The organism is Verrucomicrobiaceae bacterium (genome assembly GCA_016713035.1).
Classification (GTDB): Bacteria; Verrucomicrobiota; Verrucomicrobiia; order Verrucomicrobiales; family Verrucomicrobiaceae; genus Prosthecobacter.
Genome location: JADJPW010000003.1, coordinates 195803 through 214141 on the forward strand (window position 1 = coordinate 195803; position 18339 = coordinate 214141).

The window sequence follows — 18339 nt, forward strand, 5'->3', positions numbered from 1 at the left end:
GGGTTTTTTCTTGGGCCGTGAACTTGCCTGAGCCGTCGGCGCAGAGCATGGAAGCCACCGCAATATTCGTGAACTGGCTCTCTGAACACACCCTCCTCCCCGCAGATCCGTGGCTGCTGCTGCTCGCCACCTTTGGGGCGATGTGCATCGGCATGTCCAAAGCAGGTCTCTCCGGCACCGCCACGCTCAATGTCGTGCTCATGGCGCATCTATTCGGGGCAAAGGCCTCCGTCGGCATCATCCTTCCCATGCTCATCGCCGCAGATTTCATGGGCTACTGGATCAATCGTCACGGCGGTAGCTGGCTCCGCGTGCTGCCCATGGTCCCGCCCGCCATCGTGGGTGTCATCGTCGGCTGGTGGCTGCTCGATAAGCTCGATAACCAGGCGGCACGCATCGTCATCGGCTGGCTCATCCTCGCTCTCCTGGCCTTCAATCTGCTGCTCAATCGCCGCAGGCAAGACTTTGTGCAGCTCGCAGAGCATCGTCTCTTTGCCTGGAGCATGGGCTGCATGGCGGGTGTCGTCACCATGCTCGCAAACGCTGCCGGCCCCGTCATGACCGTGTATCTGCTGGCGCAGCATTTGGAGAAAAAAGAGCACCTCGGCGTCTTCAGCCGCTTCTTCCTCTTCATCAATCTCTTCAAGGCCCCCTTCAGTGCCAATCTCGGCATCATTCACTCCAAATCGCTGCTCACCAATCTAGCGCTGCTCCCCGGTGTCATACTCGGCGTCCTCATCGGCTGGCAGATCCTCAAGCGCCTGCCGCAAAAGCCCTTTGAGCACGTCCTCTTCTGGCTCACCGCCTTTGCAGCGCTCTGGATGATCCGCTGACACGGAATCCATCCATCCGCGTATGTAGCTGTGCATGCCCACCGCTCTCACACGCCGTCATCTGCTCAAAAAACTCCCGCTCACTGCCCTGGCAGGCAGTTTTCACATCCACGTTCGCTCCCAGGAATCGCGCGAGCGCTGGCGCACTGGCAATCCAGCCATCGACCGCCCGCGTGAGATCGCCCTGGGCCTGCTGAAACCCACCCAGGCCCAAATCGACCACGCATGGGAGCTCCACTTCGGCAGCGTGGTCTTTGAGAGCTACGGCTTTGCCCCGCGCTGCGCCATCGACGCAGACGCCTTCAATGCCGCCATCGACGCCGGTGCTGGGGCCGCCGAGCTCGCAGATCTGCGTGAGTCGATGTCCATGAACCGCAACGCCACCAGCGAACGCGAGCGCAAGGAATTCCTCGATGCCTTTCACGCCGCTGGCGTCACCTGCATCTTCCAAAACACCGGCGAAGAAGGCAGCGATCCCATGCGCCTCATCAAGCGCCTCGCGCACTTCACCAAGGCCACCGACCTCATGCAGCCCGCGCTTTCCAAAGTCGTCACAGCTGAAGAAATCACGGCGCTCAAAAAAAATGGCCACGTCGGCCTCTGCTTCACCACCAATGGCGTCCCGCTCATGCAGGACTGGGAAAGCGTGCGCGATGAGCTGCGCTTCATCCGCATTTTTCACGAGCTCGGCACCCGCATGATGCATGCCACCTACAATCGCCGGAATCCCATCGGCGATGGCGCAGGCGAGCCGCATGACGGCGGACTCAGCGACTTCGGCCATGCCGCCGTGGCAGAGATGAACCGCATCGGCGTCATCGTCGATGTGGCACACAGCGGCTGGAAAACGGCCCTCGATGCCGCCAAAGCCAGCGCCAAGCCCATGGTCGCCAGCCACACCACCTGCTGCGGTGTTTACGAGCACTTCCGTGGCAAGCCGGATGCCACCATCAAGGCCATCTGCGACACCGATGGCCTCATCGGCATCTGCTGCATCTCACGCTTCCTCGGTGGCAAAGGCGACATCACCTCGCTCATGGATCACCTTGACCACATGCTGAAAAAATTCGGCTCGCGGCACGCCGCCATCGGTTGCGACGTGGCCTACACTTCACGTTTTGACAAAGAAGAACGTGCCAAGCTGAAAAAAGCCCCCTCCGGCCCTGCCGGCCGCTGGGAGCACCTCTGGCCCAAAGACGACTTCATCACCACTCCAGAGGCCGAGCTCAGCATCGCCTGGTCGAACTGGCCTCTCTTCACCCTCGGCATGATCCAGCGCGGCCATAGCGACGATACCATTCGCCAAGTCATCGGTGAAAATATGCTCCGCGTGCTCAAAGCGAACACGATCTAGTTCTTCGAGGTATCCACCGGCAAAGAAGGCGGAAGCGAGAAGCGAGCGACGTCCACCGGCCCCTGAAAGCCGGGGATGATCGCCGCGAGTCCTTTGTTCACGCTCTCAAAGTGGAAAAACAGCACCACCCGACCATCCACACTGCCGCTGCCATGATGAAATCCGTGCTCCGATACACGAAACACACGATTTGCTCTAAAAGGCTGTGGCTTACCGCTCGCGCCCTTGATGACTTGCCGGATCACGGCGTCGAGCATGGGTGTTGTTACCTCTAGTCCACTCATGATGAATGGTGCATCGCCCGCGAACTCCTCTAGAAAGTAATGCAGCGCTTTTTCATAGTCCGTGGGATGCTGGAGCCGCTCCAGAAGCACAGAGAGGTGATGTTTCGGGTCTTTGGAGGCGTTGTTCATGCTGAAGGAGCGTTGGGCGATTAATCACGCGAACCGGGGGTGATTTTCAAGTCCACGGCTTTGCCATCACGCTGCACGGTGATCGTCGTTTCTTTGCCGATCTTCAAGTCGCCCATCACATAGGTGTAGTCATAAATGTTGGCGATGTCCTTGCCACCGAGCTTGATGATGACATCACCAGCTTTCACACCTGCCTTGGCTGCTGGCCCCACGGGTGACACACCGCTGAGCTTCACCCCTTTGGTATCGCCTTGGGCATAGTCTGGGATCGTTCCCAAATAAGCACGTAGCCCAGTGCGCACGCCGGAGTTCTTCGGGGCCTCCATGGCGATGTAATCTGGCGCGGCCTCAGCCGTGGCGATGCCGCGAGCGATGAGGCCCATGAGCTTGGTGATCTTTGCCGCGCTCGCGTAGTCGATCTTGTCCGCCGTATCACTGGGCATGTGGTAGTCCGCATGTGAACCGGTGAAGGCATTGAGCGTGGGTATGCCCTTCAAATAGAACGCGGTGCTATCCGTCGGCAGGTGCGCATCATTCTGCGTGGTGATCGGTAAGCCGATGGGGGCGTTGCGTTTTTCGATCTCCTTCGCCCACAGCGAGCTACTGCCCAGGCCCTGCAGCACGAGTGCCTTCTGAAAACGCCCGATCATGTCCATGTTCAGACACGCGGCGAACATGCCGGTGAGTTTCGCTGTCGCATCGCCCTTGATCATCTTGGCGTAGGCTTCCACAAAGTGATTGCTGCCCAGCAGGCCCAGCTCTTCACCGCTCCATGCGGCGAAAAGGATGTCGCGTTTCAGCGTGAGCTTGCCCTGCTTCTTCTGATCGGCCAGCCATTGGGCGATTTCCAGGACACCACCGACGCCGGAGGCATTGTCATCCGCTCCGTGATGGATTTTGTTCACTTCATCGCCCTTCGCACGCGAGTTTGATCCGCCGCTGCTGCCCAGGTGATCGATGTGAGCACACACGATGAGCGGAGCGACATGCGGATCTGGCTTTTCACCATAAGGAAGCACCGCCAGCACATTGCGGCCCTTCTTTTTCTCCTGCTGAATGACGATATTGGCCGCCAGAGTGCCCTTGCAGTCGATGCCGCCCATCAGATCGCCCGTATCGAGCTTGTCCTGGAGTTCTTTGAGCGTTTTTCCTGTGCCAGCGAGCAGCTTGTCACCCAGCGAATCGATCACGCTGATGGCTGCGATGCCACTGGTGGCCAAAGAGGCATCAAAAGTCATCGGCGCGAGCTGCTGCACCACTTTGGAATTCGGCCCACTGACGACGATGAGGCCGCGTGCGCCCTTTTGCCGTGCGGTGAGTGCCTTGTAGCGCAGGCTGGAGTAGCGGCTGAGTTCATTGCGCCGCTCCTGAGAGACTCCTTCTGGCAAATAGCGAAATACGAGCACCCATTTGTCCTTCACGTCTAGGTGCGCATAGCTCGAATACGTCTCGATGGAGGCCGATTCCGGCGTTTCGATGCCGTAACCGGCAAAGACGATCTTCGCGGCCTTCACCTCGCCGTTTTGGGAAAACGAGAGCGGCTTCCAATCCTTATCCACGGTCAAAGATTGATCGCCAAAGGTGATTTTATTGCCCTCACCAAGTGCGACGCCCGCCGTAAAGTCAAAGTTGTCAAAAAACGTGCCGTCATCGCCAAAAGGCGCGAGTCCGATCTGCTGCGCCACATCCGCGAAATACTGCGTCGCGAGTTTTTCGCCGTCCGTGCCCGTGAGGCGGCCGCCCAGCTCATCAGAGGCCAAATACGTGATGTGTGCCTTCAAATCAGCCTCGGCGATTTCTGGGGCAGTCTTCAGGTTGGCTGCCTGCGGAGTGAAATGACGCATCGCGGCCTCATGATTCCAGTCTGCGATGAAAATCTGGCTTTGACCGCCACTGGTGCGGCCACTCGTCCATGAGAGCTTTTTGCCATCCGGCGAGAAAACCGGCAAACCATCAAAACCATCCGTGTAGGTCACACGGACTGGAGCATGCTTTCCGGCCGTATCCGCGATGTAGAGCTCGAAATTGGCAAAACCGTTCAAGTTGGTGGTGAAGATCAAATACTCGCCACTGGGATGAAAATACGGTGCCCAACTCATGGCGCCGAGTTTGGTAATCGGCCGCTGATCGCTGCCATCGGCATTCATGGTCCATACCTCGGCCACATCACCTTTCGGCGTGAAGCGCCGCCAGCAGATGCGCTTGCCATCCGCGCTAAAAAACGGCCCACCATCATAGCCCGGTGCCTCAGTGAGGCGCTTCACGTTCGATCCATCCGCATCAGCGGTGTATATTTCCATGAAGTACTGCTTATCCAGTTTCAGGCGCTCCTCGTCCTCCTTGCTTAGCTTGCTCTCATAAGCCTGCCGATTGCTCGCGAAGACCATTTTTTTGCCATCTGGCGACCATCCGCCCTCGGCATCGTATCCACGGCTGCTCGTGAGGTTTTTCAGCGCTTTCTCAGCCATCGTGTATTCCCAGATGTCGTAATGCTCATCGTAGTCCCAGGAGTATTTGCGCACTTTGGTAGCCTTCCGCTCGTCATACTCGGCCTGCTGGAGCTTTTTGGACTCTGGATCAGTATGCGTGCTGGCGAAGAGCACGCGTTTTCCATCCGGGTGAATCCACGCACAGGTCGTCTTGCCCATTCCGGGTGAAATGCGCTCCTGATCGCCCGTTTCCAGGTCCATGAGGTAGATTTGATAAAAGGGATTCCCCTCCTCACGCTCGGACTGAAAGATCAGCTTGGTGCCGTCTGCGTTGAAATACCCCTCCCCTGCCCTACGGCCTTCAAACGTGAGCTGGCGTGCATGCGTGAGGAAATCCGCTTCGTTCTGAGCTAGGGCAGCGGAAGTAAGAATGGCAAAAAGCAGCGGGCGCATAGGAGGAGAAAAGCGGAGCGTGTAGGAGGCGATGGAAACCGTTGTATAACGTCAAATCTTCGCTCTCGCATGCCTCACTCTGCATTTTGTGCTCGGATCGTTGAGCAGGGAGGAAAAATCCTGCGCGGTCTTTTGCCCTTGTGGCATGGCCACGCTAGGATCGCCGCTCCTGATGCCCCCCGTTCAACACCTCGATGCCCTCCTCGCCCGCGCAGAGCCACTGCTGGCACTGGCACCGATGCAGGATGTCACCGATTTGCCCTTCTGGCGGCTGATCACGCGTTATGGCGGGGCGGATGTGTATTACACCGCGTATTTTCGCGTCCACCCGGACTCCCATTTGGAAAAAGACATCCTGGCATCGGTCACGGAAAATCCGACCGGGCGACCGGTGGTGGCGCAGATGATCGGCAACGACATCCCCAGCTTGGTGCGCAATGCGAAGGAGCTACAACGCCACGCCGTAGCCGGTATCGACCTGAATCTGGGCTGCCCTGCTCCGGTTGTTTATCGCAAATGTGCAGGCGGTGGCCTGCTGCGTGATGTGCCACGCATCGAGGGCATCCTGGCCGCTCTGCGGGATGCCGTGGAAGTCAAATTCACGGTCAAAACTCGACTCGGCTTTGATGACACGGAGACGCTCGATGCACTGATCCCACTCTTCATCAAGCATGGTGTCGATCTGGTGACGATCCATGGCCGCACCGTGACGCAGATGTATCGCGATGGCGTGCGCTATGATCTGATCGCTGCGGCAAATGCAGCCCTGGGGCGTCCCGTGCTGGCCAATGGCAATATCAGCACTCCAGAGGCTGCCGAGGCCGTCCTCTCTCAGACAGGAGTGCGCGGACTCATGATCGGGCGCGGCGCGATCTGTGACCCGTGGCTCTTTGAGCGTATCCGTGCCCGGATTCGTGGTGAAACGCCTCCCCCACGCACAGCGGCAGAGCGCTTGGCCTATGTGGAGGAGCTCTACGAAACGGTCACGATGCCTGCGACGCGTGAGCTCGATCAGGTGAACCGCGTGAAGAAACACCTGAATTTTTTTGGCCCCGTGGTGCGTGATGCTGAGGCCTTTCTACATGCCATGCGCCGTTGCACGACGCGTGCTGGTGTGATGGATGTGTGTGCCCACTATTTTTGATTTCAGCCATCCCATACAACTTACTCTATGAAGCGCTTTTTCTCCTGGTTTAACAATCTCTATCCGGTCTGGCTGGTGACGCTGGCCGTGATCGTTTTCTTCTGGCCTTGGACGATGAGTTGGTTTGATAAGCCGTGGATCTTTTGGTCGCTGGCGGCATCCATGCTGGGGATGGGCCTGACGCTGAGTTTGGATGACTTTAAAATGATCGGTCGCATGCCAGGGAGTGTGGTGCTGGGTTTTGTGGCTCAATACACGGTCATGCCCTTTTGTGGCTGGCTGGTGGCCACGGCGCTGCGACTGGAGCCGGGGCTGGCTGTGGGCATCATCCTCGTAGCAAGTTGCCCAGGCGGCATGGCATCGAATATGATCAGCTATCTAGCACGGGCGAATGTAGCCCTCTCAGTCGTGCTGACGATGGCTTCGACTCTCCTGGCTTTCTTTTTCACACCGATGTGGACGAGTCTGCTGGCAGGGAAATACGTGCCGGTAAATGCGTGGGAACTGTGCATCTCGGCCTTTCAGCTCACGGTGGCTCCCGTCGTGCTGGGGGTGCTGATCCGCTGGAAAACCCCGCGCATGGCGGATCAGATCGGTGCCTGTGGGCCTACGATCGCGGTGCTGGCCTTCGTCCTGGTGAGTGGTGGCATCGTGGCGGCGAGCGCAGATGCGATCTCGGCGAATTTCGGCCGCTTATTGCTCGCAGCTCTGCTGTTGCACCTTTTTGGTTTCGCATTGGGCTACATTTTGCCGCGTGTGCTTCGCTACCCTGAGTCCGTAGCACGCACCGTGAGTATCGAGGTAGGTATGCAAAATGGCGGTATGGCGGCCTCCTTGGCACGGGAGCATTTCGGCGCGATGCCGCTAGCCGCTGCGGCGGCTGTTTTCAGCGGAGTGCTGCAAAACGTCATCGGGGGCCTGCTGGCAGCGTGGTGGAAAAACCGCATTCCAGATGAAAAAGCACCTCTCAGCCCACCATGAGCCGAAAGGACATTTATTACTGGAAATGTGATCGCCCGGCGGCTTTTCACGGCACACAGGCTCGTGGTGCGGAGGATGCAGAAATCGAGCCGCAACTGCTCGCAGCTCTAAAAGGCCACTTCGCGGCCCAATCGGTCCTTTTGAGCCCAGGGGCAGGACAAGGGAATCATCTGACATGGAATGCCGCAGTGGATGGCAGAGAGCTTTTTGTCCGTGTGGAGAACGGGCCAGAAAAAGATGCGCATTTGGCCGTGGAGTCCTGCGTAATGGAGCGAGTGCGTGCGGCTGGCGTGCCTGTGCCGCGTGTTTTTGGCTGTGATGCAAGCCGTGAGCAGGTGCCCTTCGCGTGGCAGGCACTGGAGCGCTTTTCCGTGCCGGATCTCAATCACTGGCATAAGCAAGGCGTGCTGGATGTGCCCCGCATCGCATCGGGCATCGGCGAGGCCGTGGCGCAGTGGCAGCAGATCACGGGTAGTGGCTACGGCCCACTCGATGAATCGCTCACAGGCTGCCATGCGGTGTATGCAGATTACTTTCATCTGCGGCTGGAGCAGCATTTAGGCTTCTTGGTCGAGCGTGGATTCCTCACGCATGCTCGGGCAAAGGAGATCGCAGCAGAAATCGCGGTCCATGAGTCACTACTGCGGCTGGAGGCTGGCTGCCTGGTGCATAAGGATCTGGCCCTCTGGAACATCCTGGGCACACGCAGCGAGATCGCAGCCTTCATTGACTTCGATGACGCGATTCGCGGCGATCCGATGGATGACCTCTCTCTACTGGCCTGTTTTCACGATGCGGAGTTCTTGCGGCATGCATTTGTGGGCTACCAGGCACGTCTAGCTTTGCCAGCGGAGTATCGGCGGCGCTTTTGGCTGCATCTGCTGCGCAATATGTTGGTGAAATCCGTGATCCGCGTGGGAGCAGGCTATTTTGAGCGTGATGCGGGCTTTTTCCTCATCGCAGCAGGTTCCGGCGGTGCTGGCCTGCGGGAGATGACGCTGCAGCGACTCGATTTCGCTCTGCGTGGTCTGCGAACGGATGCTGAAGTCACAGATGATGCATGAGTCGTCCCTGGGACTGGATGCTATCGACGCACCCATCCACAAGGGGCAGGAGCCGCGGCTCTCGCGGCGCTTTTGATCAGTCCTTTAAGCGTTCACAACCGGGACGAGGTGCTCGGCAGCCTTGGCAGCTTGAGCACGGAGTTCGGGGTTGAGATTTTTTTGCTCGAACTCTCGACACCAGCCTTTGATTTCCAGCTCATGGAAGATTTTTCCGATGACGCGACGCAGCAGGCCTTTGAGATTCGGAATCTCCACATCTTGGAGGGAGCGTATGGCGACCTCTTTATAGCTTTCCAGCAAGGTGGTGGCCTTTTCGTAGGCACCGGTGGACTGGGCCCATTCGCGGATTTGGGCGTTGGTGGGCTTGGTGCAGGGTTGACCGTTCCAGAGAGCCTCCATGGTCTCTTTGATCTCTCCTTTGCCTTTTTCACGCAGGAGCGAGAGCACGATGCTGGGACGCATGTTCCATTCATTGGCGGCGGCGCTGTCTTCTCCCAGATCATCGAGGTCGTCACGGACTTGGTAAGCGATGCCCAGGTTTTCGCTGTAGGTGTGCAAGGCGTCAGCGCATTCATCGAGACGACCGGCCAGAGCCGCACCGACCTTGAGCGCCACCTCAAAGGCAGGAGCGGTTTTGCTGCGGAAGATTTCGAGGACTTGCTGGCTGGTGAGAGCGACAGGGTGACGTGTCCATAGCAGCTCGGCTCCTTGGCCGATGCAGAGCTCTCTTTGACCATCCGCAGCGGCCTGGAGGGCTGCTGTGCGGAGATGCGCTGGTGCATCACTTTCGACGAGGAGTCGGTAGCCTTCTCCGATGAGCAAATCGCCAATATTGAGGGCCACAGGAATGCCGTGAGCGGTGTGGAGTGTCGTTTCGCCATAGCGCTGGGCATCATCGTCCTCGATATCGTCATGAACAAGCGAGGCTTTGTGAAAGAGCTCGACGGCGATGGCTGCTTTTTTGATCGAATCGGTGATGGGGCCTTCAGGGTCTTCACGGAGAGCCTGGTAGGCGGCGACGGTCAAAAACGGCCTCCAGCGCTTGCCCGCACGGGCCAGCCAATCGCGAGCGAGCTCCTCGGTGTGGCCTCTGGGTTTGCCCATGAGTGCGTCGATGCTTTCGCGGGTGAACCACGTCTTCACCTCATCGTGGAGGGAGTTGAGATTGAGCCGGCGAGTCTGGTCTTCGCTAGTGAGGTGGATGTAGTCCCAGACCCAGTCGATATCGACGACGGTGTCGATGCAGTCATCCTGGAGCAAAGGCACCGCGACGGCCGGTATAGCAGCCGCTTCGACGTAGGGGAAGGTTCTTTCCAGCACCGGAAGGCAGGAGATACCGACGATGGCCTCGATTTTCCCAGTTTGGATTAGGGACATGACGATAGCGCTGCCTTCGGCGACGAGAACGGCGTAGCCTAACTTTTCGGCCTCATTTTGGAAATCCTGGATGCTGCACAGGCCGCACTGCTTGCAGAGCAGACCGAATTCATCAAAGGGAGCCGGGCATTTGCTCTCCACCCGGAGGCATTTCGGCATCAGCAGCAGGCGTTTTTCAAAAGGGACGGTGGCCAGTGCCTCGCGCCAGCTTTCGTTGGCCATGAGGACGCCGATGTAGTCGCGGTAGATTTTGTCGAATCCGTGGATGGCGATGACTTTGTCCGTGTGCTGGCTGAGTTCTTCGAGCGGGATGGGTGGGACCAGGCCGACCTCCTGCGCATAAGCGCGGACGGTAGCGAGAATATGATCACGCTCCTGCTTGGTCTGCGGGATGTTCTTTTTCGGAGCACGCAAGGCGCGGTTCAGCCCAGGGATGGGCGGGGGCAGAGCGGCGGCACGGACAGTGAGGACGGACATCGGGGGTGATTGGGATACCTGATTTGGATTCTGGTTTTCGGACAATGTGTAACCGGCGCAGATAGAGCAGGTCTTGCAGAGATTGCGCTGGAGTATGCGATCTTTGTCCAGGAGGCAACCCGACGCAGTTCATTAGGTAAACATTTTTCCGCTCCAAGAGCATAAACCAGCCGTCAAACCAGACTTCACCGCCGCAAACGCCTGCGCACTGCATTTTAGCCAGCTCCGCATCACCCCAAAGGGTGACACCTCCCGCCCCACCGAAAACAGCACAATATACGCAACCATCTCCAGCAGCGGGTTCCCTTCCCGCCCCATTCACCAGCACACTCCGATAGCGATCCATCCATAGCGTCCCCTTCAGCTTGTGCCGCTTGTTGTACCACCGCGAAAATCTCTGCTTCACCTCCTTCAAAAACACCGCCACATCGCAAAACCGCCTTTTGAGCAGCCCAAACCGATGCTGCACCACCGCCTCAGAGCCACGCTTTCGCAATTCGCCGCACTCCTCCTGCAACTGCTCCACGAACACCTTGCTATACAGCACCCGCAGATGCCGCATCAGCCGTTCCTCCCCCCCTGAGGCCCACCAAACAGCTCCTCCACCCACCTCTTCTGAACCGGCGCCTCCACCTTTGCATGAAAGTGGTTCCCCATCACGCAATCCACTGGATCGTCGATGACGTGACCAAATTTCTCGAGCTGGAACTGCACCGCTACGATCAACCCAAGACAAATCACACCCACCTAAATGAATAGGTTTTAGCTTTGTATGCGGTAATATTACCCCCAACGAGTGAAGTAATTGTCTCTCTGCCAATTGCCCCCACAGATTGCACCTTCCCGCCGCATCGGTTGTTCTTTGCGGCTCCTGGATGGCATAGCGGGCCTGCATGGCGTTTCGTGTAGGCACCATGAAAAACCAACCGCTCCGCACCTCCGTCATTGGCAGTTATCCGTTTCCGGGATGGCTGGAATTCTCTGCGCAGCATCTCGGCAGCTTCGGCACGGCGGACATCGCGGAAATGCAGGACGATGCGGCGCAGGTGGCGATCCAGGATCAAATCACCGCTGGGCTGGATGTCATCACGGATGGCGAACAGACGCGTTTTGACTTCAATTTGTCATTTTACGGCTTCATCGAGGGCATCGCGCTCGAACCGGCTAGTCCGCGGCGCTTTGGGCCGCCTGCGCATGATCAGCGCGGCAAACACGAGATTTCCGGCGAACTCCGTGCTCCGCGTGGCCTCGGTGCGGTGGAGGAATTTCAGCGTTTGCAGCGTCTCGCGGCAAAAACGGGCAAAAGGCTCAAAGTCTCCGTTCCAGGTCCTTACACGCTCAGTGGGCGGCTTTTGCCAAATGATCGCTACAAGGACCGCTACGCCATCACGGAGGCGCTTTTGCCCATCGTGAACAAGGAGATCGCCGATCTCGTCGCGGCGGGTGCGGAGGAAATCTGCGTGGATGAGCCGAGCATGAGCTGCTACGGCTACCGCGAGGACACGCGGCGCTTCGTGGACATCTTCAATCGCACTGTCAGCAGCGGTTACGGCAAGGCCCGCATCTGCACGCATCTCTGCTTTGGTAATTTCAAAGGCCACCCCGTCGGCTGGCGCAAATACGCGCCTCTGTTCCCCGCTTTCCTCGATCTGCACTGTGACGAAGTCCACGTCGAGATGGCGAACCGTGAATACGCGGAGCTGGAGGTCATCAAACCGATGTCCGAGCGCTACGATGTCGCCGTGGGCATCATCGACGTGAAAAGCTACCACATCGAGACCCCAGAGCAGGTCGCTGATGCCGTCCGCGCCTGCCTGAAGCATGCGCCAGCGGACAAGCTGGTCTTCGCCCCGGACTGCGGCCTCTCTCAAACCGCACGCTGGGCCGCGAAAAAGAAGCTCGCCAGCATGTGCGCGGGTGTGGAGATCGTGAAGAAGGAACTCGGGCTCTAAATCGGCCAGAATTTCAACGGATGACCAAAGGACGGGCTCCAAGGCCTGTTCTACCTCTCCAGCGTGATACGCCTCCTTCCATTTTTGCTCATCGCCAGCTCTGCCTTTGCCTGGAATGCCAATGAAGTCGATTTCCCCGGCGACGGTCAAGGCTGGGACCTAGGCACCACAAACAGCTACAAATACACCGGCCCAGATGGCAGCACGGAGTGGTTCCGCTTCGAGTGGATGGCTCCAGTTGCCGATTCCGATTACAATTTCAAAATGGTCACCGGCAATGACTGGAACAAGGACTACGGCGGCAATCTCATCTTCCCGAAGAACGAACTCGCCATCCTCTATTACCAGCCTGTCGGCGATTCTGATGCGAAACTCAGTGGCGGCACACTTAACAGCAAACGTTACGTCTTTACTGTCAAAGACCCCGGTCCCGCGAATACCTTCATCAGCGTGATGGAGATGAGCAGCGCCCCGGTGGCCATCACGAGTGTCTCGCGGAATGCGGGCACGGGTTTGATCACGATCAATCTCAACGGCACGCCCAGCGCCGAGGAAAAGGTCTATGTGCGATACACGGACAGCGCCTGGAAGTACTCGCAGGTGATCCAGGCTAGCGTGGCAGGCAGCACCGCCACGACGACCATCCCTGACATCAAGGACGGCAAAAACTACGCCTGGTATGCCTTCACCAGCACTGCCACAGCGGATAAATTCCACAGCGGCTTCGCCACAGATGCGCTCACGCTTTCCTGGAACAACAACTCCGGGGCAAACTACGCGATCACCGGCATTCAGCGTATCTCGGACTTCACCATCAATGCAGCCAGTGGCCCTTATCAAACCACCAAGTTTTTCATCGACGAAATCGCGGGGGAATCCTACCCGCTGAATGTCAGTGCTACCTTCAATGCCGGCACTGCCCCCACGGAAGTGGAGCTAGTGACCAATCTCAATCGCCGTGAAAAAGCAGATGCTGACAGCAATGGCGACGGCATCGCCGATGGCATCCTGCCGCCTGCACGCGATGTCTGCGGCCAGAACGACTCGCATTACTACAAAGCCTACGCGATGACCGCTGCGGGATCGACTTGGAGCACCTCCATCCCCGTGACGAAGACCGGGGCCTATCGTGCGACGGTGCGCTACCGCTTCACGCCGACAGGGCCGTGGTTCTACTATGGCGACCGCGATCACGCCGTGGTCGTCTCGCCAAAGAAGACACTCGAAATGACGCTCTATGAGATCAATCCGCTCACCATCGAGGCCACGGCGAATAGCTCCGGCGGTCGCAGTACCTTTGTGGATCTGCTCGGCGCGGCCGATGGGGATAGCGATGGCACAGACCCGCTCTCGCTCGACTACTTCAACTCGATCCAGACGAATTGCCTCTGGTTCCAGCCCATCCATCCCACGGGCGGACTCGGTGTGGAGAATGATCCCGCCACCTCCGCGCCCTACGAGCCCGGCAGCCCCTATGCGACGAAGAACTTCTTCGCGGTGAATCCCTACCTCGGCAGTGCCAATACCGAGAGCTCCGCACTCAGCGAGTTCCAGACCTTTGTCACCAAAGCGGATGATTACAGCGGCAGCGTCGGCACGATCAATGTGATGCTCGACTTCGTGGCGAATCACACCGCCTGGGATGCCATCTACGGCCAAGGTGGAGTCGATTTGGGCCTCACTGGCAGCACCGGCACCAGCATCCCCGCACATTGGTACAGCCGCACGGGTGACTATGGGCAGCCAGCGACGTATTTCACCAGTCTCAGCGACAAAGACAAAGCGGTGGCACCGGATCGCAATGACTTCCCCACCAAGTGGAACGACGCGGCAGAGCTGTATTACGGACGCTACTCCGCACTTTGGCGCCTCCCGAGTTATGCGCCCGGATCTGAGCCGCATAAAAACGAAGACGACTTCATGGATTGGAACAGCATGAGTCCTGACGTGATCAAGCTTTGGCGGATGTTCGGCTACTACCCGATCTATTGGCTTCAGCAAAGCGGCCACACGCTCTCCAACTCCACCAGCGGCAGCGCCGCCGCACGCCTCGCAGCAGATAACAAAGGCATCGACGCCCTTCGCTGCGATTTCGGCCAAGGATTGCCCAATCCGCTGTGGGAATACATCATCAACAAAACCCGCTGTGCGAAGTGGAATTTCGTTTTCATGGCGGAGACACTCGACGGAGCCGAGCCGGGCTATCGCAGCAATCGCGTCTTTGACATCCTCAATGAAAACATGGTCTTCAGCTTCACCGCCACGCATCTGAACAAGGAAAATGACTTCCAAAGCGCCTACGAGGCCCGCCGCAGCAATTACCGCACTGGAGCGATCCTGCTGAACATCACTGGCCATGACGAAATCCTACCCGATAACGACACCTGGCTCAATGCCACACGCCACGCCCTTGCCAGCAGCGTCCCTGGCCTGCCGATGGTCTTTTACGGGCAGGAACAGGGCATCCAGAACTACAACACCGGCTCCGGCACCTGGCACTACGATGGCTTTGAAACCGATCACGAACTGAATTTCTTCAAACGCATCCCGCACTTCAAAAAATGGAACAAAGCGCAGTTCTGGACCCAACCACCTCCGAACAACACAGGCCTCGCGCAATGGTATGGCCGAGTGAACTGGGCCCGCCTGAACAGCCCCGCCATCAAAAGCCTCAATCAATACTATCTGGACCTCAAAATCGGCGGTGGAGCACCTGCGGACAACATTTTCGCCATTGCGAAATATGAACAAGCCAATGCCTCGCCTGCCTTCAAAGACGTGGTGCTCTGCTTCACGAACCTTTTCGAGCACGGTGCAGCCCACCTGGCCACCAGCAGCACCTTTGACATCCGTGGCGGTGTCGGTGATCCGCTCTGGAACCTGCTCGGGCTGCAAAACAGCAGCGCACGCCAATACAACGTGCGCAATCTCGCTAGCAGCAATGCCTCGGCGAATCTCTGGGGCACTGCTCGCACTGGGGCGGATATTTACAGCAACGGCATCTACGTCGGCCTCGGTGGGGGCACGGTCAATCCCATCACCGCCGATGGTGAGCTGGCGCAGTATTTGAAAATCGTCGATGTCACGCCGCCGCCTAGTAGCAGCCCGAACAGCAGCTACTACATGATCGGCACGCAGGGCACCTTCACCTGGACGAGCAACGCCGGATCACATGACAACATCACCAGTTGGCTCATCAGCATCGGCACCACACCCGGCGGCAGCGAACTCGCGAATAACGTGAGCGTCAGCGGCAGTAGCTACACCTTCACCGGCACCGCTGGGCAGACCTACTACGCCACACTGAAAGCCGTCAGCGCCACTGGAGTCGAATCCACCTCCGCCAGCTCCGACAGCGGCGCTCCGAATCCCGCCAGCGCCACCACGGCGGTGAAACTGCTCTCGCCGACCGCTGATGACGATGGCGATGGCCAGAGCAATGAAGCGGAGCACGCCGCAGGCACCAATCCGCTCTCTGGTAGCTCCACCTTCAAGATCACCAGCCACGCGCAGCCTGCTGCTGGCCACTTCACCGTCACCTGGGCCAGCGAGATCGGAAAAAAGTACCGCGTCCAGCGCAGCGCCACGCTGGTGAGCGCGAGCTGGACTGATGTCTCCCCAGAAATCACCGCCACCACGACCACAAGTAGCTACAACGACACCAGCGCTGGCACGGTGAAGCACTTCTATCGCGTGCGGATCGTGCCGTGAGCTCTTTTGCACAGCTTTCCCAGCACTAGCAGAGGGTATCTGAGCGGGGAGAAGTTGCTACGGGCGGCTGTCGCAGTATGAAGCGGGCCCCATGCCCGATTCACGACTGCATTTCCGACTCGAAGCCCGCGCTAGCGGGTCGCGTTCGCGTGCGGCGACGTTTCGCACGCTGCATGGAGAGGTGCGCACGCCTCTCTTCATGCCTGTAGGCACGCAGGCGACGGTGAAGGCACAGACGCCGGAGTCTCTGCATGCCTCTGGCTCCCAGATCCTGCTGGCAAATACTTACCACCTACTGCTGCGGCCTGGGCCAGAGGTCTTTGAAAAAATGGGCGGCATCCACCGCTTCATGCAGTGGCCAGGCTCGGTGCTGACGGATAGCGGCGGCTACCAGATCTTCTCCTTGCCGCACTCTCGCTCCATGACGGAGAAAGGCGCTGTGTTCCAAAGCTACGTGGATAACCGCCGCATCCTGCTGAGCCCCGAACTGAGCATCCAGACGCAGCGCAGCATCGGCAGTGACATCATGATGGTGCTCGATCAATGCATCCCCAGCACAGCAGATGAAAAAACAGCCCGCCAGGCACTGCAAGTGACGCGGCGCTGGGCGGCACGCAGCCTCGCCGCGCGGGAGGACTCTCCTCAATCGCTCTTCGCGATCGTGCAGGGGGCTCTGTATCCGCATTTGAGGAAAGAGAGTGCCGCAGGCCTGGTGCAGATGCCATTCGATGGATTCGCGATCGGTGGACTCGCCGTCGGGGAGGCGAAAAGCGAGCGCGAGGACGTCTGTGAGCTGACAGCGGCCCTGCTGCCAGAGGACCGCCCGCGCTACCTCATGGGCGTGGGCACTCCGCTGGATGTGCTGGAGGCGGTGCATCGCGGTGTGGACATGTTTGACTGCATCATCCCCACCCAGGTGGCACGACGGGGGACGGCCTTCACCTCACACGGGATCGTGGAGCTACGGCGTGCGGTTTATAAATTCGCCGATGTGCCGCTGGATGCGGCCTGTGGCTGTCCAGTATGCGCCACGCACTCACGGGCCTATCTGCACCACCTCACCAAGACGCAGGAGACGCTGGGGTGGCAGCTCATCGGTCAGCATAATATCCACTTCTACCATGCGCTGATGCGGGAAGTGCGGCAGAGCATCCTGGAAGATCGCTTCACGGCTCTGTATACCCAAAAACGGGCCATTTTGCAGGAGGAGGACGTGGAGAACCCCGTCTCCCCGCCGAAACGCGTAAAGCGCAGCACCGAGCCGCCGACCAGCCTGGGGCACTACGAACTGCATGAGAGCACGGTGAGACACCGCGTGAGTGGTGAGGTGCTCGCCAGCACTTGCACACTCGATTTGGAGCCACTGAAACACATGCTCTTATCTGCGGGTGAGCCCCTGGTCGTCCTCGATCCAGAGCTGGGCATCGGTGCAGCGGCCCTAGCGGCGATCTTGGCCTATGAAGCACTCGCAGAGGCCCAAAACGATGATTTGCGCCCGATGCACATCATCAGCCATGCGGAGGACCTTGACGCTCTGCGGCTCGCACTGGCGCAGAAGCGGCATTTCCCCTTTTTACGCCATGGAGCGGCCGATACGCTGCTACTGCGCGGCAACTGGAAATCCCGCTTCAAGCCTGGGCTGAGCTGGGAGCTGAAATCGCGGGCTACGGAGGCTCCAGTGGCTGATTTTGTGCTACGGGCCGAGTAAGGCAGGATTTAGCCACCTCTAACAAAACAGGCCGCCCAGATGGGGCGGCCTGTGATGAATGATTTCGTTATTTGAAGCGGCGGATTAGCGGCGTGCAGCGATAGCAGCGGCATTGCGTGCTGCGATAGCGGCTTCATGGGCTTCACGCAGGCCTTCGAGGCCGCGGTAGGTCTTGCCGACTTTGGCGCAAAGGCCGCGGCTGACGAGATTTTGCAGCTTTTCATAGCTACGGAGACGGAGCATTTCTTCACCACCGCTGACAGCGTTCTTGAGCTTCAGATTGTCGTAAACAAGGCGGAAGAGTTGGTTGAACTCGTAGGTTTCCTGGCTGGAAAGGACATTGACCAGTTCATCAGTAACATGGTCAGGGACTCGACGGGAGAAACGTGTCTTGCGTACAGGTGCGGTAGTAGTCGTGGTAGCCATAGGGACGGCTATACTAG

General features: G+C 58.7%; 12 protein-coding genes. 8 read left to right on the forward strand and 4 right to left on the reverse strand.

Annotated features, from left to right (window positions below):
* Positions 1-68 precede the first annotated feature (68 nt).
* Together IPK32_11840 and IPK32_11845 are read left to right on the forward strand one after the other, a co-directional pair.
* Positions 69-833, forward strand: coding sequence for a sulfite exporter TauE/SafE family protein (locus tag IPK32_11840; GenBank protein MBK8092641.1), 765 nt, complete (start codon positions 69-71; stop codon positions 831-833).
* Positions 834-867: 34 nt separating this feature from the next.
* Complete coding sequence (locus tag IPK32_11845) at positions 868-2187, forward strand: membrane dipeptidase (GenBank protein ID MBK8092642.1); 1320 nt, start codon at positions 868-870, stop codon at positions 2185-2187.
* Here the strand turns inward: IPK32_11845 and IPK32_11850 are convergent.
* A complete protein-coding gene (locus tag IPK32_11850) occupies positions 2184-2600 on the reverse strand; it encodes a hypothetical protein (GenBank protein MBK8092643.1) in 417 nt (138 codons plus the stop codon). The two genes, IPK32_11845 and IPK32_11850, sit on opposite strands and share 4 nt — an antisense overlap.
* Positions 2601-2620: 20 nt before the next feature.
* On the reverse strand, positions 2621-5482 hold the full coding sequence (locus IPK32_11855; GenBank protein MBK8092644.1) for a M28 family peptidase: 2862 nt from the start codon (positions 5480-5482) through the stop codon (positions 2621-2623).
* Positions 5483-5720: 238 nt separating this feature from the next.
* Here IPK32_11855 and IPK32_11860 point away from each other — a divergent pair, with 238 nt between their 5' ends.
* From IPK32_11860 to IPK32_11870, 3 genes are read left to right on the forward strand one after another with little or no spacing between them, the layout of a single operon-like run.
* Positions 5721-6626 (forward strand): tRNA-dihydrouridine synthase family protein, encoded by a 906-nt coding sequence (locus IPK32_11860; GenBank protein ID MBK8092645.1) that lies wholly within the window; start codon positions 5721-5723, stop codon positions 6624-6626.
* Between the two features lie 27 nt (positions 6627-6653).
* On the forward strand, positions 6654-7607 hold the full coding sequence (locus IPK32_11865; GenBank protein MBK8092646.1) for a bile acid:sodium symporter family protein: 954 nt from the start codon (positions 6654-6656) through the stop codon (positions 7605-7607).
* A complete protein-coding gene (locus tag IPK32_11870; GenBank protein MBK8092647.1) occupies positions 7604-8671 on the forward strand; it encodes an aminoglycoside phosphotransferase family protein in 1068 nt (355 codons plus the stop codon). Before IPK32_11865 ends, IPK32_11870 begins: the two co-directional genes overlap by 4 nt.
* 84 nt (positions 8672-8755) lie before the next feature.
* Here IPK32_11870 and IPK32_11875 read toward each other — a convergent pair whose 3' ends face one another.
* Positions 8756-10525, reverse strand: coding sequence for a polyprenyl synthetase family protein (locus IPK32_11875; protein ID MBK8092648.1), 1770 nt, complete (start codon positions 10523-10525; stop codon positions 8756-8758).
* Positions 10526-11439: 914 nt separating this feature from the next.
* Between IPK32_11875 and IPK32_11880 the strand changes: the two genes are divergently transcribed.
* The 3 genes from IPK32_11880 (at position 11440) to tgt (ending at position 17896) form a co-directional block, all read left to right on the forward strand.
* Entirely contained in the window at positions 11440-12477 is a 1038-nt protein-coding gene (locus IPK32_11880) for a methionine synthase (protein ID MBK8092649.1), read from the forward strand.
* Between the two features lie 63 nt (positions 12478-12540).
* Entirely contained in the window at positions 12541-16188 is a 3648-nt protein-coding gene (locus IPK32_11885; protein ID MBK8092650.1) for a hypothetical protein, read from the forward strand.
* Between the two features lie 91 nt (positions 16189-16279).
* A complete protein-coding gene (gene tgt, locus IPK32_11890; GenBank protein MBK8092651.1) occupies positions 16280-17896 on the forward strand; it encodes a tRNA guanosine(34) transglycosylase Tgt in 1617 nt (538 codons plus the stop codon).
* Between the two features lie 84 nt (positions 17897-17980).
* On the opposite strand, the gene IPK32_11895 is transcribed toward tgt, so the two are convergent.
* Positions 17981-18244 carry a hypothetical protein gene (locus IPK32_11895; protein MBK8092652.1) on the reverse strand — a complete coding sequence of 88 codons (264 nt, stop codon included), beginning with the start codon at positions 18242-18244 and terminating at the stop codon, positions 17981-17983.
* Positions 18245-18339 lie beyond the last annotated feature (95 nt).

Coding starts and splice junctions, on each gene's coding strand:
- IPK32_11865 (MBK8092646.1), top strand. CDS start 6,654: ATGAAGCGCTTTTTCTCCTGGTTTAACAATCTCTATCCGGTCTGGCTG.
- IPK32_11870 (MBK8092647.1), top strand. CDS start 7,604: ATGAGCCGAAAGGACATTTATTACTGGAAATGTGATCGCCCGGCGGCT.
- IPK32_11855 (MBK8092644.1), bottom strand. CDS start 5,482: ATGCGCCCGCTGCTTTTTGCCATTCTTACTTCCGCTGCCCTAGCTCAG.
- IPK32_11845 (MBK8092642.1), top strand. CDS start 868: ATGCCCACCGCTCTCACACGCCGTCATCTGCTCAAAAAACTCCCGCTC.
- tgt (MBK8092651.1), top strand. CDS start 16,280: ATGCCCGATTCACGACTGCATTTCCGACTCGAAGCCCGCGCTAGCGGG.
- IPK32_11880 (MBK8092649.1), top strand. CDS start 11,440: ATGAAAAACCAACCGCTCCGCACCTCCGTCATTGGCAGTTATCCGTTT.
- IPK32_11860 (MBK8092645.1), top strand. CDS start 5,721: ATGCAGGATGTCACCGATTTGCCCTTCTGGCGGCTGATCACGCGTTAT.
- IPK32_11850 (MBK8092643.1), bottom strand. CDS start 2,600: ATGAACAACGCCTCCAAAGACCCGAAACATCACCTCTCTGTGCTTCTG.
- IPK32_11875 (MBK8092648.1), bottom strand. CDS start 10,525: ATGTCCGTCCTCACTGTCCGTGCCGCCGCTCTGCCCCCGCCCATCCCT.